Source organism: Fulvimarina uroteuthidis (assembly GCF_034321785.1).
Classification (GTDB): domain Bacteria; phylum Pseudomonadota; class Alphaproteobacteria; order Rhizobiales; family Rhizobiaceae; genus Fulvimarina; species Fulvimarina uroteuthidis.
Map to the genome: position 1 here is coordinate 150,784 of NZ_JAXLPB010000003.1, position 20,822 is coordinate 171,605.

The 20,822-nt window shown below is 64.7% G+C and carries 15 protein-coding genes, 1 tRNA gene and 1 other annotated feature; of the genes, 7 read left to right on the forward strand and 9 right to left on the reverse strand.

The annotated features are described in order from the left end of the window. Nucleotides 1-9: 9 nt before the first annotated feature. Nucleotides 10-540 (reverse strand): arsenate reductase ArsC, encoded by a 531-nt coding sequence (locus U0C82_RS10415; RefSeq protein WP_322187044.1) that lies wholly within the window; start codon nucleotides 538-540, stop codon nucleotides 10-12. Then, nucleotides 537-884, reverse strand: coding sequence for an ArsR/SmtB family transcription factor (locus tag U0C82_RS10420; protein ID WP_322187045.1), 348 nt, complete (start codon nucleotides 882-884; stop codon nucleotides 537-539). The genes U0C82_RS10415 and U0C82_RS10420 overlap by 4 nt, the downstream gene beginning before the upstream one ends. A 166-nt stretch (nucleotides 885-1,050) precedes the next feature. Continuing rightward, nucleotides 1,051-1,103, forward strand: a sequence feature (sul1 is cis-regulatory element that is thought to sense ions involved in sulfur or methionine metabolism; They are found in Alphaproteobacteria). A gap of 61 nt (nucleotides 1,104-1,164) precedes the next feature. On the opposite strand from U0C82_RS10420, the gene U0C82_RS10425 reads away from it, so the two are divergent. Together U0C82_RS10425 and U0C82_RS10430 are read left to right on the forward strand one after the other, a co-directional pair. Continuing rightward, the gene (locus U0C82_RS10425) at nucleotides 1,165-2,646 is read left to right on the forward strand and encodes a SulP family inorganic anion transporter (protein WP_322187046.1); all 1,482 of its coding nucleotides are present in this window, start codon (nucleotides 1,165-1,167) and stop codon (nucleotides 2,644-2,646) included. Nucleotides 2,647-2,953: 307 nt separating this feature from the next. Continuing rightward, on the forward strand, nucleotides 2,954-3,739 hold the full coding sequence (locus U0C82_RS10430; protein ID WP_322187047.1) for a hypothetical protein: 786 nt from the start codon (nucleotides 2,954-2,956) through the stop codon (nucleotides 3,737-3,739). A gap of 525 nt (nucleotides 3,740-4,264) precedes the next feature. On the opposite strand, the gene infC is transcribed toward U0C82_RS10430, so the two are convergent. Next, complete coding sequence (infC, locus tag U0C82_RS10435) at nucleotides 4,265-4,804, reverse strand: translation initiation factor IF-3 (RefSeq protein WP_322187422.1); 540 nt, start codon at nucleotides 4,802-4,804, stop codon at nucleotides 4,265-4,267. Between the two features lie 475 nt (nucleotides 4,805-5,279). Between infC and U0C82_RS10440 the strand changes: the two genes are divergently transcribed. After that, nucleotides 5,280-5,354: transfer RNA gene (locus U0C82_RS10440), tRNA-Thr, on the forward strand. Nucleotides 5,355-5,840: 486 nt separating this feature from the next. Here the strand turns inward: U0C82_RS10440 and U0C82_RS10445 are convergent. From U0C82_RS10445 to U0C82_RS10470, 6 genes are all read right to left on the reverse strand, one after another. Then, nucleotides 5,841-6,650 (reverse strand): hypothetical protein, encoded by an 810-nt coding sequence (locus U0C82_RS10445; protein WP_322187048.1) that lies wholly within the window; start codon nucleotides 6,648-6,650, stop codon nucleotides 5,841-5,843. Between the two features lie 251 nt (nucleotides 6,651-6,901). Then, nucleotides 6,902-8,248 (reverse strand): porin, encoded by a 1,347-nt coding sequence (locus U0C82_RS10450; RefSeq protein ID WP_322187049.1) that lies wholly within the window; start codon nucleotides 8,246-8,248, stop codon nucleotides 6,902-6,904. A gap of 446 nt (nucleotides 8,249-8,694) precedes the next feature. Next, complete coding sequence (locus U0C82_RS10455) at nucleotides 8,695-9,186, reverse strand: DUF3429 domain-containing protein (RefSeq protein WP_322187050.1); 492 nt, start codon at nucleotides 9,184-9,186, stop codon at nucleotides 8,695-8,697. A 59-nt stretch (nucleotides 9,187-9,245) separates the two neighbouring features. Beyond that, nucleotides 9,246-10,094: a TIGR02186 family protein gene (locus U0C82_RS10460; protein ID WP_322187051.1), complete on the reverse strand. Its 849-nt coding sequence runs from the start codon at nucleotides 10,092-10,094 to the stop codon at nucleotides 9,246-9,248. After that, complete coding sequence (locus U0C82_RS10465) at nucleotides 10,091-11,023, reverse strand: sulfite exporter TauE/SafE family protein (protein ID WP_322187052.1); 933 nt, start codon at nucleotides 11,021-11,023, stop codon at nucleotides 10,091-10,093. The genes U0C82_RS10460 and U0C82_RS10465 overlap by 4 nt, the downstream gene beginning before the upstream one ends. 119 nt (nucleotides 11,024-11,142) lie before the next feature. Then, the gene (locus U0C82_RS10470) at nucleotides 11,143-14,976 is read right to left on the reverse strand and encodes a peptidoglycan-binding protein (RefSeq protein WP_322187053.1); all 3,834 of its coding nucleotides are present in this window, start codon (nucleotides 14,974-14,976) and stop codon (nucleotides 11,143-11,145) included. 310 nt (nucleotides 14,977-15,286) lie between these two features. On the opposite strand from U0C82_RS10470, the gene U0C82_RS10475 reads away from it, so the two are divergent. The 4 genes from U0C82_RS10475 to U0C82_RS10490 all read left to right on the forward strand — a co-directional run bounded on the left by U0C82_RS10475 (nucleotide 15,287) and on the right by U0C82_RS10490 (nucleotide 20,817). Further along, on the forward strand, nucleotides 15,287-15,772 hold the full coding sequence (locus U0C82_RS10475) for a MerR family transcriptional regulator (RefSeq protein WP_322187054.1): 486 nt from the start codon (nucleotides 15,287-15,289) through the stop codon (nucleotides 15,770-15,772). Nucleotides 15,773-15,937: 165 nt separating this feature from the next. After that, on the forward strand, nucleotides 15,938-17,146 hold the full coding sequence (locus U0C82_RS10480; protein ID WP_322187055.1) for an acetyl-CoA C-acetyltransferase: 1,209 nt from the start codon (nucleotides 15,938-15,940) through the stop codon (nucleotides 17,144-17,146). A 15-nt stretch (nucleotides 17,147-17,161) separates the two neighbouring features. Then, on the forward strand, nucleotides 17,162-19,360 hold the full coding sequence (locus U0C82_RS10485) for a 3-hydroxyacyl-CoA dehydrogenase NAD-binding domain-containing protein (protein ID WP_322187056.1): 2,199 nt from the start codon (nucleotides 17,162-17,164) through the stop codon (nucleotides 19,358-19,360). A 356-nt stretch (nucleotides 19,361-19,716) separates the two neighbouring features. Beyond that, on the forward strand, nucleotides 19,717-20,817 hold the full coding sequence (locus U0C82_RS10490; RefSeq protein WP_322187058.1) for an SH3 domain-containing protein: 1,101 nt from the start codon (nucleotides 19,717-19,719) through the stop codon (nucleotides 20,815-20,817). The last annotated feature ends 5 nt before the right edge of the window (nucleotides 20,818-20,822 follow it).

Consider the following 20,822-nt stretch of genomic DNA (forward strand, 5'->3'; position numbering starts at 1 on the left):
TCGTGTCCCTCACGCGGCGCCGGAGCGCGGCGACGACGCCCCGTCCATCTGTCCGATTTCGCTGATCTTCGCAGACAGGCTGGAACGCTCCAGCCCCTCGACCGGCAGGGCGACGAAAGCGCCGATGCGGTTCTTCATGTACCCCAGCGCCTTGACGAAGGCGGCGCGCTTCCACAGCCCCGGCCGCTCTTCCCGGCTCGGATCCTCGATGCCCCAGTGCCCGGTGACGGGTTGGCCGGGCCAGACCGGACAGGATTCGCCGGCGGCCTGATCGCAGACCGTGAAGACGAAATCCATCTTCGGAGCGCCCGGCACCGCGAACTCGTCCCAGGATTTCGACCGCAGTCCGTCGACCGGAAAACCCAGCTCGGTCAGGACGTCGATGGCGACCGGATTGACCGCGCCATTGGGGTGGCTTCCTGCGGAAAAGGCCGTGAACCGGTCTTCGCCGAGCTTGCGCAGAACGCTTTCGGCCAGGATCGAGCGCGCCGAATTGCCGGTGCACAGAAACAGGACGTTGAAACGACGGTCGGAACTCATGAGCATGTCTCCACGGTGCAGGATGACGCGAACGAAGCGAGGTCTCCGCAGATTTCGGGGTTTCCCGAACAGCAGTCCTCGGTGAGGAAAGCGATGAGCCGACGCATGTCGTCGAAGCTCGCGGCGTAGAGAATGCGCCGGCCGTCGCGCCAGGAGCGCAGGAGATCGGCGCGCTCCAGCGTCGCCAGATGGAAGCTCATGCGCGTCGGCGGGATCGACAGGGCCTCGGCGATGGCGCCGGACGCCATGCCGTTCGGTCCGGCGCGGACCAGCATTCGGAATGCGGCCAGGCGGTCGGCATGGGCAAGGGCGGCGAGGGCGGTGACGGCGTGATCATCGTTCATAAATGCGATTATGCAAATATGTTTGTAATGTGCAAGAGTTTCGCCGTCAAAGAACAGGCATTCGCAGGGAATCGGCGGGGCGGCATGGCGTGACGGTGCCGGTTCGTCGCCGCAAACGCATGCCCGACTTGATCTCGCACCTGCGAAATGGCAAGAAGCCCCTACGCAAGGACCCAATCCGTTGGGTGGCTATGCCGGGCGCCTACCCCTCGGCCAACACCAGATCGCCTCGTCCCGCCTCAGCGACGACCCGATCTATCCCGCGTCAGCAAAAACAGACATGAACTTCGAAACACTCCGCCAAGAGTGGTTCGGGAATGTGCGCAGCGATCTCCTCGCAGGGCTCGTCGTCGCCCTCGCCCTCATTCCCGAAGCCATCGCCTTCTCCATCATCGCAGGCGTCGATCCGAAGGTCGGCCTCTACGCCTCCTTTTCCATCTCGGTCCTGATCGCCATAACCGGCGGGCGCCCCGGAATGATTTCCGCGGCGACGGCAGCGACCGCCGTGCTGATGATCACGCTGGTGCGCGATCACGGCCTTGACTATCTGCTGGCCGCCACCGTGCTCGCCGGGCTGCTTCAGATCTGTGCCGGCTTCCTGAAGCTCGGCAATGCCATGCGCTTCGTCTCCCGGTCGGTGATGACCGGCTTCGTCAACGCGCTGGCCATCCTGATCTTCATGGCGCAGATCCCCGAACTCGTCGGCGTGCCTTCCATGACCTACGTCATGGTCGCCGTGGCCCTTGCCATCATCTACCTGCTGCCGCGCCTGACGACCGCCGTTCCATCGCCGCTCGTCGCCATCGTGGTGCTGACGGCGGTTTCCATGTCTTTCGGTATGGACCTTCGCGTCGTTGGCGACATGGGCGAACTGCCGTCCACGCTGCCCTTCTTCCTCATCCCCGACATTCCGGTGACTTTCGAGACGCTGATGATCATCCTGCCCTATTCGGCAGCCGTGGCCGTCGTCGGACTGCTGGAATCCCTGATGACGGCGCAGATCGTCGACGACCTGACCGACACCGGCTCCGACAAGAACCGCGAATGCGTCGGCCAGGGCATTGCCAACACGGTGACGGGCTTTTTCGGCGGCATGGCCGGTTGCGCAATGATCGGCCAGTCGATCATCAACGTGAAATCGGGCGGGCGCGGCCGGCTCTCGACCGCGAGCGCGGGGCTCTTCCTCCTGTTCCTGATTGTCGTTCTCGGCGACTGGGTGGCGGTGATCCCGATGGCGGCGCTCGTCGCGATCATGATCATGGTCTCGATCGGAACCTTCTCCTGGGGCTCGATCCGGAACCTGCGCGAGCATCCCCGTCCATCCTCGGTGGTCATGCTGGCGACCGTGGTGACGGTGGTCTGGACGCACAATCTGGCGATCGGGGTGATCATCGGCGTCATGCTGTCCGGCGTCTTCTTCGCCTGGAAGGTCTCGCGGATCTTCCGGGTCACGTCCGATCTGTCCGAGGACGGGCGCATCCGGACCTACCGCGTCGCGGGCCAGGTGTTCTTCGCCTCGTCCGAGCGGTTCGCGGCAGCCTTCGATTTCAAGGAATCCCTCGACAAGGTCGTCATCGATGTCGGTTCGGCCCATATCTGGGACCTGTCCGGCGTCGCGGCCCTCGATCGCGCCGTCCTGAAGTTCCGGCGCGAGGGCGCGGAGGTCGAGGTTCGCGGTCTCAACGAAGCCAGCGCGACCATCGTCGACAAGCTCGCCGTTCACGACAAGCCGGGCGCGCTCGATCGACTGTCGGCGCATTGAGAAAGGACAATCCATGACCAGGATTCTGGCCTGCGTCGACGGCTCGGCCTACGTCCAGAAGGTCTGCGATCATGCCGCCTGGGCGGCCGGGCGGATGGACGTGGCCGCCCCCGCATGATGACGGGACGGTAGAGCGGCCGATCCCATGACATCGAATCGGCATGGTCCCGGTTCGATGAAAATACGTAACCCATATGGTTATCTTGCCGTTTATTGTCCCCTGTGTTTCACTCATCACGGGACAGTGAATGGGTGATGGTTCATGCAAGTGCCTTTTCCGGGCTCCCCCGACACGATTCGAACCTTATTGGCGTCCGCCTCGCTCGACAGGCACGGCTGGGAGGCCGTCTTCGAATATCTGGAGGCGCGCTTCGCCGGCTTGCAGGTGTCCCTCGAAACCTGGCCGCTGTCCAACGAGTTCCCGCCGCGTCCGCAACTTCTCGCCACCAGCCGGCGCCACCAGTCCGCCCGGCGTGCCGTTTCGCAGGACGTCGGCGTCTCCTATCTCAGATTTTACGGCGACGCGGCCGATCTGGGTCCCGGTCGTTGCGCGTTCGAACTGGAATGCGACTGCGCACACGGTTTTCTCCACCGCTTGCGCCTGAGCTTCGCCAAGGCGCACGAACCGGCCTACCGGCGTTCGCTGGAAGTGCTGTTCGAGCATATCCGCGTCGATATCGAGGATGCGCTGCGTGCCGAAGCCGATATGACGACGCTTTCCCTCTTTGCGATCGAGCGTCTGGAATCCCTGTGGACCAATCTGCCGTTCGCGATCGCCCTGATTTCGGGCAGCATGCGGGTGCTCGCCCTCAATCCCGATATGGATCATCTCCTCAGCACCCGCAGCCTGTTCCGGCCGAGCGGGCCGGGCGGCCGCCTGTGGCTTCGCGATGCAAGCGACGGCCATCGTCTGGCCGAAGCGGTCGAGGACGTCGCCAACGGGACCGTGCCGGCAAGAGCCGTCCGGATCGGTCGAAAACCGGACGCTCTGATTCTCGACGTGAGGCGCGCCGACGCAAGCCGATCCGAAGGGTGTGCGAGCGGACGGCCCTTGATCGTGACCGCGCGGCGTTCGCGTAAGGCGCGGGCCTGAAGCGACCGGCATCGTCTTGCGGGGTTGCCGCCCGATTTCGACGGCCGAACCGACCGACGGACGGTCCGTCGCCCAAGCTGTCGCGGCGCGGATTCCGGCGTGACGCCTGTAACGGCAATCGGCAGCCCCTGCACGGGACGGACAGCTTCCGGCAGCGGTGCTTCCGCATAAGCGAAATTGCCGGACGGCGGGGAAAACGATGTACGATCTGCCCGAGTGCGAAGCCCTGTGGCGAAACCGACCGCATACGGGCTTACGTCTTGCGCCCGGATGTTCGCGCCGGATCGGCGGCGAGATCGAGAGAGTGCGTGGGACGCAGCGCGGGGACGAATCGGGTGAGCCGGTCGCGGATGTCGCGAATCGGGGGGCTTCGCCGAACCATGTGGCGGGCCCGATCGAGCATTGCCGGCCGGCAATGCCGCAGTCGCTCGCACGGTCCGGCAGCCGACATCAGGCGGGACCATGGCGGCGAAAGCGCGACCGGAACCGAATGTCGGGCCTCGGTCGCGCTTTGGGAATGTCAGCCTATCCGCGGGGCGCGAGGACCATCATCATCTGGCGGCCTTCGAGCTTCGGCTCGGCTTCCACCTTCGAGATCTCGTTGGTCTCTTCGCGAACCCGGTTCAACAGGCGCATGCCGAGCTCCTGATGGGCCATTTCGCGCCCGCGGAAACGCAGGGTCACCTTGACCTTGTCGCCGTCCTCGAAGAACCGGCGCACGGCTTTCATCTTCGTCTCGTAGTCGTGGTCGTCGATGTTCGGCCGCATCTTGACCTCTTTGACCTCGATGGTCTTCTGACGCTTGCGCGCCTCGGCGGCCTTTTTCTGATTCTCGTATTTCAGCTTGCCGAGATCGAGGATCTTGCACACGGGCGGATTGGCGGTCGGCACGATCTCCACGAGATCAAGGCCCGCCTCCTCGGCCATGGCCAAGGCTTCGGACGTCGGGGTCTGTCCCTTGTTCTCGCCTTCGGAATCGATGAGCTGAACCATGGGAACACGAATGTCTCGGTTCGAGCGTGGCCCCTCTTTCTGGGCCGGCGGTGCGCGAAATGGTCTGCGAATGGTCGTTAACTCCGGTCGTTCATGACATTGGGTCGTTCAGAAAACCAAAGCGCGGCCTGCCGCACCGTTCCCTGAATGACAAAACAGAAAAAACACCGGGCGGTTGTCGGCGCCCAGGGCTCGTTGATCCGAATGTAGCATGAAACGCGAAGTTTAACACCCATCGGCGCGCCGAAGACGGCGTCGCGTCGAATTTCGCCGGGTGTTTCGAGCGAAACGGTGCAGGCGTCGTGCCCCGCGTCGGGCAGCGCACGTCCCGCCGTTCTTTCGGATAAAGGGACACAGGACGCCAGAACCGTCACCGTCAGCCGAACGGCTGCAATTTTTGACTTGACTGACACGCTCAAAATGAGGACACACGCGCCAACGAGACGGGCCGCTGTTGAAGCGGTCCGGTTCGAACGGTCAAGACATCGATCCCGCAGGCGGGTCATGGCTGACCGGACGCGAGGCCCAACATCCTCGAACGTCATGTGCTGCCGTAGCTCAGGGGTAGAGCACTCCCTTGGTAAGGGAGAGGCCGAGAGTTCAAATCTCTCCGGCAGCACCATTTCGCAGCCCCGCGATACGCGTTTCCCGAACGATCCTTATTCCTTTGCAACCGCCCGGCTTGTCTGACGGCTGGCAAGGGCTGTGGCGGAGATGGCTTCGCCGTCGGCCCGATCGACCGGCGGGGTGGACACGTCGGCATGTGCGGCCCGGATCGCTGCCGCCTGCGCCCTGAAGCTTTGAGCGTCCGCGACCGGCCCGTGCCATGCGAGCCATTGCTGGCCCGGATGGATTGCGGGGCGGGATGCTGCGCAGCCGCGAGAAGGCATGTCGCGCTCGCTCGATTCCCCTGATGCCCACGACGTCTTCCGCACAGCCTCGCGCGTCTGTTCAGACGCACGAGGCTGTGGCGATCGTCTCGATGTCACGCAGCAACCATTCCGAAAATCGATTCCGATGTTCGCGCCGATGCTCCGGGTGGTCCCGAACGCCAAACGGCCCGGGAGCGGGTCCCGAGCCGTCTCGATTCCGATGGAGGATGGGCGGATTACCTCGCCCGCAGCCTGATCGCGGAGCCGACCCAGCCTTCTTTCTCGATGCGTCCGGACTCGCAGGCCAGGGCATTCTCGATCCATGCGACCTGCGGGCCCGTCCAGCCGGCGATCTGATCGAAATGAAACACGCCGAGTTCGTGCAGGAGCCGTTCGATCGACGGGCCGATGCCGTCAATGTCCGTCAGCGGATCGATCGCGCTGCCTTCGCGCGGATGTTCGAGCAGGATGGGCTCCTCGCCGACCGCCATGCCGCCGCCGAAGCGGGCATCGTCGGTCTGCGCCTTGGGGGCCGTCTCGTCCGATGCGTCCGGTATCGGCATCGCAAGCGCCGAGCGCGGTTGTCCGTCGGCCGAATGGTCGGTGCTGCCGGAGCGCGAGCGCTCTCCCTTCTTCAGCCGGATCACGTCGACGCTGATCGTGCTGCCGCCGAAGCTCGCGAATTTGGCGAGGGTCGAGGGCCGGGCGCTCTTGCCGGATTTCGACAGCGGAACCCAGGTCGAGTGCATCGCCTTGATGCGCTGGCGCTCGGCCGCCTTTTCGTCCTCGGTTTTCGAAAGGCGCTTGTAGTCGACCGTTCTAAAGTCGCGGCGATAGGCCTGGCCCTTGTGTTTCTCCTCCAGCGGATCGTCCTCGACGATCGTGCTTGCGACGACTTTCGACTTGAGAGCGTTGATCAGCTTCTGATCGGCCACCGGGCCCGGATCCCAATCGTTGGACGCGGGCGACGCGCCGATCCGCTTCGATTTCGGCTTGGCTTTGGCGGTCTCGGTCTCGGTCTCGGTCTCGGTCGGTGAATTCGTCATAAAATGCCTTCGCTCTCGAACGTCAGGGGACGGGCTTTGATCCGCATGTGTTGAATGCGTGGACCGCAATCATGTCTGTCGGATTATACCGCCGACATGCGGCACCGGCAAATGTCGATCGCCCGGGCGGCCTGCACCTGACCGGCCAGACGGGATCTCGATCGTCCGCAGGACGAGGAAGCATGGTTCGGCACGAAAAAAGGGCCCGACCGAAGTCGAGCCCTTTCCTGAAGGTCTGGCTAATCCGATGATTAGAAAGAACGGACGAACTGGACGAAACCAGCGGTCTGATCGAACTCGTTGTCACGGAAGCCGTTCTGGCCGTCGTTGTCGAGGCTCGTGTACGAGACTTCGGCGAGCATGTCGAAGTTGCTCGTGATCTCGTAGCCGACGTTACCGACCAGCTTGTAGAAGTCGGCATTGCCGGTGTTCACGAGGCTGAACGGAGCGACCGTGTTGAACGTGAAGTTGTCGAAGGTCTCGCCGTAGACACCTGCGACGGCGACGCCGAGCTTGCCGAACGCCTGAGCGTAGCCTGCACCAACCATCCACTCGACAGGAACGTCGCCGAAGAACGGATCGGTGTTGTTGCCGACGGTCGAGGCATTGTTGAAGAGACCGATTGTCGAATAGTTCGACGGATCGAAAGCGTACGAACCTTCGAACTTCAGCTCGGAGTCGGCCGCAATGATGTCCTTGAGCGAAGCATTGCCCTTAAGAACGAACGCGTCCGCGTCGCTGTCCGTGAGGACGCCGAACGTCGACGATGCTGCGGTTGCGCTGGTCGAGGTCAGCACTGGCGTATCGATGCCAGGGTTGAACACGCCGTTGCCGTTCACGTCGATGAAGCCGGTGCGGCTCGAGGAGGCTGCAGTGCCGCGTGTGAAAGCCGGCGAACCGAAAACACCGCCGCCCTGGCCAACGGACTCTTCGTACACGCCGTAGAGGTTGAAGCCGCCGAATCCGCCCGTGTAGCCGAGCTTTGCAACGACGTTCGGAGCGAAGTCGCCGCTGCCGTCGTCTTCGAGGCCGATCGTTGCATTCAGGCCGGCCGCTGCGAACGTGTAGGACACGCGGTTGGTCTGGATGTCGCCGATCGGAAGATCCGAGTCGGTGAGGAGGCCGTCGTCTTCAGTGAAGAGCGAGTCGAGGTAACCCATGGTCAGGCCACCCAGCTGGATGAAGCCGTAGTCCATGCGGTAGTCGGCGTCGTTCGAGTATGCGCCGAACGTGTTGTTCGCCTGGATACGAGCGGCAGCGCGGAGTGTGCCGAGCTCGGTCTCTTCGCGAGCGTCGAAGTTCAGGCGAACACGGACCTGCGAGCCGGCCTGGTAGTCGTCACCCTCGGCGTTGCGCAGGAAGTTGTCGCCGAAATCGCCTTCGATCGGGCCTGCGACTGCGTACTTGAAGCGAACGTAGCCGTTGATGCTGAGGCACGTCTCGGTGCCCGGGATGTAATGGAAGCCGGTGCCGTAGACGTCGCAAACGCGAACGTATTCAGCAGGCTCTTCCATTGGAACGATCATGTCCGCAGCGCGGGCACCGGTGACTGCGACGAGTGCCGCAGCGGAGCCGAGAAGAAGGCTCTTAATGTTCATGTCCTGACCTCCAGTCAATTATTGTGGGTTGGGGCAGTCTGCCGAGGTTCCCCCTCATTGCCCGTCCCTTACGAAAGCCAGCGCGATTTGTCCCCGCGGTCTTTCTGATGACGAACATATCCGCTGAGACGCGGGGCGCAATTACAGAAATGCCACACACGGTCCAAACAGGCCGTGCGGCCGGACCCCTGTTGCGTCCAGGACACGAATTTGGAAACCAACTGTTAACGCAATGAGCCGCAACCCGTTGATATATATAGATCGAGCCTCGTTCCTCGGACCCGCCGCGAATTCGTGATCCGCAAGCAACACACAAGGTCGATCGCCCTGATGCGACGCCGGCCCTTACCAATTGACGAAGATCGCGGGAATTTTTTCGAACTTCGCACCGATTCCGATGCGGAGGACGTCCGCCGCATCGAACGACCGTCCCTGTCGGAAGGCGGCTAGAACGTCCGGACGAAAACCGCAGTATGGCAAAGGACCACGACGATCGTCAGGACGAGGCGAAGCCTTGCGAACCACGGCGGCAGCTTGCCCCGGCGGGCAGAGTTGAGATCCCATCCCCCTTGCAGGGCGAAGCAGGCTGCGAAGCCTGCGAAGACGTAAGGGGCGGGGACGAGAACCAGAACCCAGCCGGCCAGCGAGGGCAGCACCGAAAGCAGCAGTTCGTGCGCCTGATGAGGCCGAGGCCGAAGGCCGAGACCCCAGCGAATGCCGCCGAGGAAGGCGAGGATGGAAGCGGAATAGGCGGTCAGCGCGAGAACGACGGTGCCATAGGCGATCGTTTCCGTGCCGCCATAGACGAGCAGTCCCGAGATCAGGACGAACGGGACGAGACCGCCGAGCCCGAGGACCCAGCCCATCCGCGAAGGTTGGCTGGCGTCGGCTGTCACCCCGTCGGCTTCATGGTCCAAGGTGTCGTGCGTCTGGCTCATGGATCGCTAATTCGGCGGCGATGGCCGATTTTCAAGGCGCGTTTTTGACGATGCCGCGATCAATCCCGCTTGAACATCACGCGGCCGAGCCAGCCCGTCACGATCGCCAGGGCAACGGCGAACAGGCCGTAGAGAAAACCGTGTTCGGAGGCGAACCGGTCGATCTCCGCTTCGAAGCCGACTTTCCTGACGATGAGGTCCGCACGCTTCTGACCGATGATCTTGCCCTGCTTGAAGAGATAGGCCCGCACGACATGCTCGCCCGTCGAAAGATCGGCGGGCAGGAACAGGTCGGCGCGAAACAGGGTCGATTCGGCGGCGGTGTAGTCGACGCCGCTGATATCCACGGTGTAGAGCCCGCGACTGCTCTTCAGATCCCGCAGCGCGTTCTCGAATCGTGCCTGCTGGCTGGAGACCGGGCGGGGCTGCCCGAGGCGCGGCGTCCTGCCGTCGAGCCGCAACGTGTCGATGCCGAGAGAGAGGCGCCGCAGCGTTTCGGCTGGCGCGATATCGCGCAGCTCGCGGGTGGACGCGACCGAATAGGTGACGGGAGCGGCGGGGATGGTCTTCGATACCCGGTTGACCCAGACCCCGAAGAAGCGCTGCTTTTCGCGCACGACGACCGGGCGCAATGGCCCGAACAGCGCGATGACGACGTCGTAGCGTTGTTCGCGCAGGATCCGCATGTCCGCGTCTCCGATCGCCCCGAAGACGGTGATCGTCTCGCCGTTGAAGTCGGAGGTGATGCCGATCTGCGTCTGCGACAGGCCGATCTCGAAGCTTTCCCGCTGTCCCACTTCGGATAGTTGGGCATGGCCGCGAGACCCCATGAACCCGATCATCGCAAGCAGCGCGATCGACAGCGCCTTTGAGATCGTGTGCCGGGAGCGCGGGAGCCGCCCGTTCATTCCACCTCTCCGGTCGGCGACGCGAGCGAGAACACCGAGGCGGGGGTGCGGACGAGCTCGAGGCCGAGACGCACGCCGACGGACAAAACGAGGATCGCAAGCAGGGCGCGCAACTGGTCGCCGCGCAGTTTCCGTCCCGCTTCCACCCCGAACTGGGCTCCGACGACCCCGCCGATCATCAGGAGAAACGCCAGCACGATATCGATGGTCTCGTTCGTCCAGGCCTGCAGGACGGTGGTGACCGCCGCGGTGAACATGATCTGGAACAGCGATGTCCCGATCACGACATTGGTCGGCACCCGCAACAGATAGATCATCGCCGGCACCATGATGAAGCCGCCGCCGACACCCATGATGGCGGCCAGAACCCCGATCAGGAAGCCGAGAAGCAGAACCGGAATGATGGAGACATAAAGGCGCGAATCGGGAAACCGCATCTTCAGCGGCAGCCCGTGCACCCAGTTGTGCGCCCCGGGGCGCCGGAGATTGGTGCCGGTTCCGCCCTTGCGGCTTCGCAGGAGCGATCGAACGCTCTCGTTCAGCATCAGCCCGCCGGTCGTGCTGAGCAAGAGGACGTAGAGCAGCGACACGGCAAGATCGAGCTGGCCGAGCGAGCGCAGGAGGCCGAAGATCCAGACGCCAGCAAGGGATCCGAGCGCACCTCCGATCAGCAGCATCGTGCCCAGTTTGAGGTCGATCGTCCGCCGCTTGTAATGCGCCAGCGCACCCGAGAAGGACGAGGCGATCACCTGATTGGCGCCGGTGGCCACAGCGATGGCCGGAGGAATGTTGTAGAAGATGAGAAGCGGCGTGATGAGAAAGCCGCCACCCACGCCGAAGAGACCGGACAGAAAACCGACGGCCATGCCCATGCCAACGATGATGAACACGTTGACGGAAAGTTCCGCGATCGGCAGGTGAAGGAACACGGTGCGTCCTGGTCCCAAATCAAGGGCTTTTTGGGGTGGCCCTCAAACCAAAGGGCCTCGTACGTCATCGCGCGAAGCCCTTGGAATTGTCAAATGGGAAAGCTGGAATTGGCCGTTCTTCAGCCGTTCTTGCGGTCCAGCAGAGCCCGGATCAGCGCTTCGTCGATCTCGCCGGTCGCCGCAAGACCGGCATCCTGCTGGAAGTCCTTGATGGCGCCGATGGTCTGCGCGCCGACGAGCCCGTCGGGCACACCCGCATCATAGCCGAGCTTGCCGAGGATCGCCTGTATGTTGCGAACCGCACGCGTCATGTCGACCGAGGCGGTCGTCGTCGGCGCGTCGGCAGGCGCGCTCGCCCACTGTTCCGGAATGTCGACGGTGTTGGCGCTCGCCGAACGCTCGGTGACCTTGAAGTTCGAAACCTCCTCCTTGGCCTTCTCGAGCTGCTCGGGCGACAGGGACTGGGCGATCTCGTCGCGCTTGTTCTCGGCGTCCTTGTCGCCGCTCTGGCCGACGATGGCGAACCATTTGTAGGACTGGGTGAGATCCTGGTCGACGCCGGCGCCTCGGGCGTAAAGAATGCCGAGATTGTACTGGCTGTCCGTCATGCCGTGCTCGGCCGCCTGGATGAACCAGTCCGCGGCCAGTTCCGGCTCGGATTTGCCGTCGACGCCGGTCGCAAAGAGGACCGCGAGATTGTGCATGGCGCGCACGTTCCCGGCTTCCGCCGCCTTGAGGTACCAGTCGCGGGCTGCGATCGTGTCGCGGGTGACGCCGTTGCCCTTCTCGTAGAGCGTTCCCAGGCTGTACTGGGCGGGGGCGAAATCAAGTCTGGCCGAACGCTCGAACCATTCGGCGGCCTTGGCCGGATCCGAGCTGACCGTGCGGCCTTCCATCAGGCGCAGGCCGATCTCGAAGAGGGCCTTGGGATCGGCGTCCTTGGCCGCGTCCAGAAGCGCCTGCGAACCGAGACCTTCGGGAAGGGCCGCCACCGCCTCGTCGAACCGCTCCGCGACGGGTGCGATGACCGGCCCCGCCGTCGGGGCCTCGCTCGTCGGCGAGAATGCGGCATTGTTCAGCGGCGGGGTGGAGGCGCTGGCGCCGGCCTGCGGGGTCGCCATCGTCAGGTTCGCGGCGGCGACCTGCCGTCTGGGCTTTTCCGAAACGCCGATCGCGGGCTCGGCGGCGGCGGGCTTGGCCGCATCGGCCTTGTCTGCCAGGTTTCCCGCGGCTGCCGGCGCTGCCGGGCTCTGCGGGGCGGCGGTGGCCGATTTCGCCGTGTCCGATGCGCCCGCCAGCACCGGCGGGCTGGAGAAAAGATTGGTCTCCTCGACGATGATCTTGCCGACGGGCAGGGCGAGAAGGGCGAGAAGCACGGCGCTCGCGGCCAGCATGATCGGCTTGCGGCGACGGGCGATCGCTTCGGACAGGCTGCCGCCGCGACGCTCGGCCTGATCGCCCTCGTTGAAGCCTTCGGCCTCTTCCGCCGCCGCCATGGCGGCCCGGCGGGCAGCCGCGATGAAATCGGCCTTCGCATTGTCGTCCGCCGGCTCTTTGGCTTCGGCCTTCTGATTGCGGACGCGCTCGAGGAGTTTGGCGATGTCGGGTGCGCCCGAGCCGATCGCAAGCGGCCGGTTGGCCTCTTCGCTCTCGAGCGCGTCGGCCGCTTCGAAATGCGACGCATCGTCCCCGTGCCCACCATCGGCGTTCGATTCGTCGACGTCGGCGGCTTTCTGGTCTTCGGTCCAGCGCGAATCGAGCGTTGCGGCCTTGGCCGGCTTCGCGTCATGCCTTGCGAAATTGCGTGACAACAGCGCGCGAAGGCCGCTCGGGCTTGCCGGCTGGTTCGTGGTCTCGGCCTGCGGGGCCTGGGGCTCGACCCACGGCTCCTGCCCGGTGGTCTGCGCCAGCGGACCTGCCGGCGCGACCGAAGCGACGTCGAACGCCGGGGCCTGGGTGTCCTTTGCGCCGGCAACGTTCGGGCGGTAGTCCCGTTCGATCGCATCGATCCGCTCGACCAGACGGCTCAGGGCCGCGTTGACGGCCTCGTAGAAATCGGTCGAACGCACGCTCGAATCGGTTGATAGCTTCTGCAGGCGTTCGAGTTCCTCGGTCAGCTTGGTGACGTGCTCGCCCTGGCTGAAGTCGCCCTGTTCGAGCATCCGGCGCACCGCTTCGTCCGCCGCCGTCCTCGCGGTGATGAAGATGTGCTCGGCATTCTCGTCGATCCGCTTTTCCAGAGCGCCCAGTCGGCGCTCCATGTCCGCGGACATGGTGAAATTGTCCGAGTTGAGAAATTCCGTCAGCCGTCCGACCTGGCTCTCGAGCTTGACGATGGCTTCGCCGTCCTCGAACGGCATTGCGAGCTGCGTTTCGATCCGCTCGGCGAGCGAGGTCAGGCGCGTTTCGATCGCCGTCATGTCGTCGCGCGAGACCCCGTTGCTTTCGGAAAGCTCGTCGAGACGCGTGTTGAGGGTGGCGATGTGACCGGCCAGCTGTTCGTTCGGGTCGTAGGCCTCGAACGTGTCGAAGCGTTCGTTGAGCTGCGACAGCTTCTCGAAGAGCATCGAGACCGAATCGTCCGAGGCGATCTCGTCCACCCGTTCGGCGAGCGACTGCATCCGCTGTTCGATGCGCTCGACCGGCGCCAGATCGAACTCGGGCGGATTGTTGGCGAGCGTGCTGATCGCCTGGGTGATGTCGTCGAGGCGGGCGTCGATGTTGGTGAAGCGTGCCTCGCCCCGATCGTCCGACATCATCTGGACCGACATGGCCTCGATCGCGCCGGACAAAGCTTCGATGCGCCGGTCGATCCCCTCGAAGGGAAGCGCTTCGGGAAGCGCCGCGAGCGTCTCCTCCAGATGGGCGAAGCGGTCCGCGATCCGCCCGAACGTCTCATCCGATTCCTCGCGCGGGGTGAACCTGGCTTCGACGCCCTTCCAGAGCGCCTCGGATACGCGAACCGAATGATCGGACGCGAATTCGCGCATCTGCTCCTTCAGGTTGGCCATCTCGGCCATCAACTTGTCGGTGAGTTCGGCGGTCCGGTCCCGGGCGCCGACCTCGCTCACGAAGCGCTCCTCGAAGTCCGACCAGCGCTGTTCCACGGCGCGCAGATGATCCTCGCTCGCCAGGCTGGACAGCGATTCGCGCATTCGTTCGATTTCCGCCTTCAGCTCCGAGCGCTCGCTCGCCGTCCGGTCGATGCCGCGGGCCGAGCCGTGCAAGCCCGCATGGCGCTCGTGGCCGGGCGACGCCGCGCCGCGGCGATCGAGATAGAGGTCGATATCGTCGAGCTGGGCGCGCATGTCGGCGACGAGCGCGGCATCGACGCCGCTGCGGGTCATCTCGTCGAGGCGCTCGTGCAGCCGAACGATCTCGTTGCGAATGATGGAGGGGCGCGCGTTCTGCGAAACCGCGCTCTGGAGGTCGATCAGCGCGTCGCGCATGTCGCCGACCTGCTGGCTGACGTCGGTCGACAGGTTGCGGGTCAGTTCGATGCGAAGGCGATCGAGTTCGGCCTTCAGGTCGGTGACGGACGCTGCCCGGGCGGTCGTGGTCCCGCGGTCGAAACGGGACGCGCTCTTCGAGGAGCTCGCGGACGATCCGCGTGCGGACGATCCGGCGCGCGGCTGCGGCGCGCGCTCGCGCGGTGCCTCACCGCGCAGGGGGCGCTGGTCGAGCACCTTCTGGCGCATCACGATCTGGGAGACCGCGTCGGCCAGCTCGGGCCGGCGGCCGACGCCGCGCGGCTGGGCCGCGCCACGCGCAGGGCCCCGGCCGAGAAGGTCGGCTGCTGGCTGGGACGGGGGCCTCGACGCCGCGCTTCTCGTGCGGGATACGCGATCGAGGCGATCTTCGAGCGCTTCCAGCGTGCGGGTGAGGTCGGCAAGCGCCGCGTGTCCCTTGCCGCGCTGGGCTGAGCTCGAATTGTATCCCATGAGTTCGGCCATATCGATATCCCGGTCCGTCGGTGCAGGCGCAGGAAGCACGTGCCCGCTATGCAGCGTTCGATTCGTAAGGTCGACCATCCACCATCATGGTTAATGAGACGTAAACTCGCCGCCGCTTCGGTAAGGTCTACGACAGAAGCTTGGTCCGAGCCTTGCCTCGCGGGCGCGCCCGGAAAAATCTCTTGACGTTATGGAACAACTTGTTGAGCGAAGGCTTGTTTTCACACATGTCGCGACGATATGGGCGAAGAGATTCACGGGCGAATATTATCGCTTCGAGAATGGCAATGCGTCTTACGGAACAAGAATGATGGCACCAGTTCAACACACCCGGCAGCCCCAGGACGAAGAGGGCGTCGTCGACATCGATTTCCTCCTTGGCTTGAAAGACAATGGTTCGGCCGAACAGGAGACTTATCGCATCGGCGATCTCGCACGCGAGTTCGGCGTGACATTGCGGACCCTGCGCTTCTACGAGGATCGCGGCTTGCTGAGCCCGAAGCGCCGCGGCACGACCCGCTTCTACGACAAGCAGGACCGCGCGCGGCTGCGTCTGGTTCTTCTGGCCAAGGTGCTCGGCTTCTCGCTCACCGAAGCCCGCCAGCTCATCGACCTCTACCACCAGCCGGACGGCAAGCGGAAACAGCTCGAGCTCGCCCTCGAACGTTTCGAGGAGCAGCAGGTCATCCTTCAGGAGCAGCGCCGGGAGATCGACGATTCGATCGCGGCGATGGACCTGACCATGAAGGTCGCACGAGATCAGCTGAAAGCGATGGGCGGCTCCGGCGAGGCCTGACCGCACGCCGGATTCGGCCTTGCGGATCATTCGGCCTTGCCGGCCTCTCTCATTGACGTTAACGTAAGTCAAAGATCGCTGAACATGAAAGCGGCGTCGCATTGCGCGAAGCCGCTTTGGTGTTTCTGCGGCCCGACAATGTAACGCGATGAAGAGGACGGACCCATGACCGAAGCCTACATTTTCGACCATGTTCGAACGCCGCGCGGGCGCGGCAAGAAGGATGGTGCCCTGCACGAGGTCCCGGCCGTTCGCCTCGGCGCCAAAGTGCTGGAAGCGTTGCGCGAGCGAAACGGGATCGACACGGCGAAAGTCGACGACATCATCTTCGGCTGCGTCGACCCGGTCGGCGAAGCCGGCGCGGTCATTCCCAAGGCGTCCGCCTTCGAGGCCGGCTACGCTTTCGCCGCGCCCGGCATGCAGCTCTCGCGCTTCTGTGCGTCCGGGCTCGATGCCGTGAACATCGCGGCCGCCAAGGTCGCGCAGGGCGCGGACGATCTGGTGATCGCGGGCGGCGTCGAATCCATGTCGCGCGTCGGCATGGGCATGTCCGGCGGCGCCTGGTTCATGGACCCGTCGGTCGGAATCCCGGCCTATTTCATGCCCCAGGGCGTATCGGCCGATCTGATCGCCACCAAATACGGATTTTCCCGCGACGATTGCGATGCCTATGCGGTGGAAAGCCAGAGCCGCGCCGGCAGGGCGTGGGAGGAGGGGCGGTTTGCCAGGTCCGTGATCCCCGTCAGGGACCAGAACGGCCTGACGATCCTCGATCGCGACGAACACATGCGCCCCGCGACGGACATGCAGTCCCTCGGCAGCCTGAACGCCTCGTTCGCCGCGCCTGGCGAGATGGGCGGCTTCGACGCCGTCGCGCTGCAGGCCCACCCCGAGATCGAAGCCGTGAACCACGTCCATCATGCCGGCAATTCGTCCGGCATCGTCGATGGCGCGGCCGGCGTCCTCATCGGTTCGAAGGCGGCCGAGGCGATGCTCGGCGTCACGCCGCGCGCGCGCATCAGGAGCTTCGCCAATATCGGGTCCGATCCGGCACTGATGCTGACCGGGCCGGTGGACGTCACCGAAAAGCTCCTGAAGCGCTCGGGCATGACGCTCGGCGATATCGATCTGTTCGAACTCAACGAAGCCTTCGCCGCCGTCGTGCTGCGGTTTCAGCAGGCGTTCGACATCGATGGCGACAGGCTCAACGTCAATGGCGGTGCGATCGCCATGGGCCATCCGCTGGGTGCGACCGGCGCGATGATCCTCGGCACCGTGCTCGACGAGCTGGAACGCCAGGACAAGACGGTGGCCCTGGTCACGCTGTGCATCGGCGCCGGCATGGGCACGGCGACGATCATCGAACGGGTTTGAGGAGGAGTTGAACCGATGGAACTGAAGAATTTCACCCTCGACACCGGCTCCGACGGCATTGCGATCCTCACCTGGGATATGCCGGACCGGTCCATGAACGTCTTCACGCGCGAGGTGATGGACGAGATCGAACAGGCGTTCGACGCGCTTGCCGGCGATGCCGGCGTCAAGGGAATCGTCTTCACCTCCGGCAAGGCGGGCTCGTTCACGGGCGGTGCCGACCTCAACATGCTGCAGGCCATGAACGAGGCCTACGCGGACGAGCGCAGGCAGGACGAAGCGGCGGCCATGAAGGCGCTGTTCGATCGGGCCGGCCGGATGACGTGGCTGTGGCGCAAGATCGAGACCTGCGGCAAGCCTGTGGTCGCCGCGATCAACGGCGTGTGCATGGGCGGCGGGTTCGAGCTGGCGCTCGCCTGCCACGGCCGCGTCGTCTCGCCGCGGGCGAAGATGGGCCTGCCCGAGGTCAAGGTCGGCATCTTCCCCGGCGCGGGCGGCACCCAGCGCGTCGCCCGGATGACCGACACCCAGTCCGCGCTGCAGATGCTGCTGAAGGGCTCGACCCTGAGCCCCGAAAAGGCCAAGGCCATGGGCCTCGTCGATGCGGTCGCCAGCGACGGCGATCTGATCGCGTCGGCAAGGCAGATGATCGAGGCCGGCCTGTCGGCCACCAAGCCGTGGGACCAGAAGGGCTTCAAGCTTCCGTCCGGCCCGGTCTACTCGCCGCAGGGCGCGCAGGTCTGGCCGGCGGTCTCCTCGCTCTACCGCAAGGAGACCCAGGACAATTATCCGGGCGCCCGCGCCATCGTCAAATGCGTCTATGAGGGGCTGCTGGTCCCCTTCGATACGGCGCTCACCATCGAGCAACGCTATTTCACCGAGGTGATCCGGACCACCGAAGCAGCGATGATGATCCGTTCGCTCTTCGTCTCCATGCAGGCGCTGAACAAGGGCGCGCGCCGTCCGAAGGACGTGCCGGCGAGCGACCTGAAGACGATCGGCATCGTCGGCGCCGGCTTCATGGGGGCAGGGGTCGCCTTCGTTTCGGCGCAGGCGGGGCTGGATGTCGTCCTCGTCGACCGCGATCAGGCCACCGCCGACAAGGGCAAGGCGCATTCGCGCACGCTCGTGGAGGGCCTCGTCGAGAAGAAGCGGCTCTCCGGGGACAAGGCGGAGGCACTGCTCGCACGGATCACCGCGACGTCCGACTACGAGGCGCTTCGGTCGGCCGAACTGGTCATCGAGGCGGTGTTCGAGGATCGCGACGTGAAGGCCGAGGTTTCGAAGAAGGTGGCGGCGGTCATCGGGCAGGATGCGATCTACGCGTCCAACACCTCGACGATCCCGATCTCGATCCTGGCCGAAAACGCGCCCGACAAGGCCCGCTTCATCGGCATCCATTTCTTCTCGCCGGTCGACAAGATGATGCTGACGGAGGTGATCCTCGGCAAGGAGACCGGCGACAAGGCGCTCGCCGTCGCCCTCGACTATGTGCGTGCGATCCGCAAGACGCCGATCGTGGTCAACGATACGCGCGGCTTCTTCGCCAATCGCTGCGTGCTTCGCTACATGAACGAGGCCTACGACATGCTCGTCGAGGGCGTGCCGCCGGCGATGATCGAGAACGCGGCGAAGGCCGCCGGAATGCCGGTCGGCCCGCTCGCCCTCAACGACGAGGTCGCCGTCGACCTGTCCGAGAAGATCATGAAGGCGACCATGCGCGACATGGGCGAGGATTCGGTCGACCCCGCCCATTTCAAGCTCGTCACGTCGATGACCGCCAGCGGCCGGCTCGGCCGGAAGGCCGGCAAGGGATTTTACGATTATCCCGAAAAGCCCGCCCGAAAGCAGCTCTGGCCCGAACTGAAGCAGCTGCACGTGCAGAAGGCCGCCGACGCGGTCGATTTCGAAGAGCTGCAGCAGCGCTTTCTGGCGACGATGGCGCTGGAAGCGGCCCGGACCATGGAAGAGGGGGTCGTCGTCGATCCCCGCGAGGCCGATATCGGCTCGATCCTCGGCTTCGGTTTCGCGCCCTATACGGGCGGCGCGATCAGCTATATCGACGGAATGGGTGTTTCCAGCTTCGTCGAACTTTGCCGCAAACTTGCTGAAAGGCACGGTGAACGGTTCGCGCCGACGCCGCTCCTGATCGAGATGTCCGAGACCGGGCAAACCTTCTATGGGCGCTTCGGAAAACCGTCCCGCGCAGCCTGATTTCCAAGGATATGCGCCCTTGTCGAAGGCCCGGTTCGCGACTTGCGAGCCGGGCTTTTTTCGTGGTGTGACAACCAGTTAGTAAAAGTGCTGACGGCCTGTCGCCAAGCTGGTGCCAGGCTGGCCACCGGGGGGCAAAGAGGGTGGCCTTTGCATCGCCAAACATGAGAAGGAACGTTCGCGAGAATGCATCACTGTTTCAATTTGAAACAATATCGAGCACTGCGTCGCTCGAGCCGATGGTTCGAGGGCGATACGTCTTTCAACCGAAGGCGGACCGAATTTTCCGAGAGAGCGCGCGAGAAGACCGCAGCGCCACCGGGAGCCGGTTTCGCCGCGACAGGGTGGCCAAGAGCATGAACGAACCGGGTGCAAATGCCGCCAACCGGCCCAGCGAACAGATGATCCGCGACCGGTTGCGAAATCGCCGGAGCCTCTACGAGCTGGAGCGGACCTCCGCGTCCTCGTTGAAGAAGCTGAAACGAAGCTTCATGGAAGAGCCCGAAGACATTTCGAAGGCTGCGCCGGTCTGGCAGCGCTACCCGGTCCGCGCCTTCGTGGCCGCGTCCTGCGTCTGCGTGCTCGCCCTGACGGCGGGTCTCGTCACCGTCAATGCCTTGACCGGGGACAGGACGGCGAACGGCGCCGACCGGGAGCAGGTGGCGCTCGCCGTGCCGGCCGATAGGGCCGAGCCCCTTGTCCGGTCCGAATATCCCGCCGCGCCCACGCCCGTGCCTGCAATTGCAATCGCGCCTGCAGGGACGATGGCGAACGGCGTACCGGCCGATGGCGCGACGCGCACGATCGAACGTGCCCAGCCTGCGTCTGCGCGTGCCGAAAGCGCGCCGCTGCCGATCCGTGACGGCGTCGCGGCGACCCCCGCTCTGTCGACGATCGCCTCCTCTCGGGTCGCGTCGGTCGACCGCGATCTGACGACGGGAAGCATCGAGCGGGCGCAGATCGACCCCGAGGTCGCTTCGATCCTGGAGCGGGCCAGATTGGCCGATCCCAAGGCCGCGTCCGCCTGGCCGGACATGTTCGAGACGGTGACCCCGCCGGCGCCGGACAAAACCGCCGAACCGGCGACGGTAAGCCGATCCGAGCCGGTGACGGCGCCCGCTCGCCCGATCGAACGGACGGATGCGATGAGCGCACCGGCGGCGAGCGCGATCCCGATCCCGGCGCCCAATCCGGTCGCGGCCGAAGGTCGCACCGCCCGCGACGACGTGCTGACGGCATCGGCCGGGGAAGCGGCGGCGCCGGCAATCAAGCCGAGCGTCGGATCCGCGCTCACATCCGTCAACCTGCGCGAGGCACCCGAGATGGATGCGCCTGTCCTGACCGTCGTTGCGGCCGGCGCGCCGCTGACCGTGCTCGACTGCGACAACTGGTGCCACGTCCGCTACGAGACGACCGAGGGCTATGTCTACGGGACCTATGTGAAGGATCGCGACTGACGGGC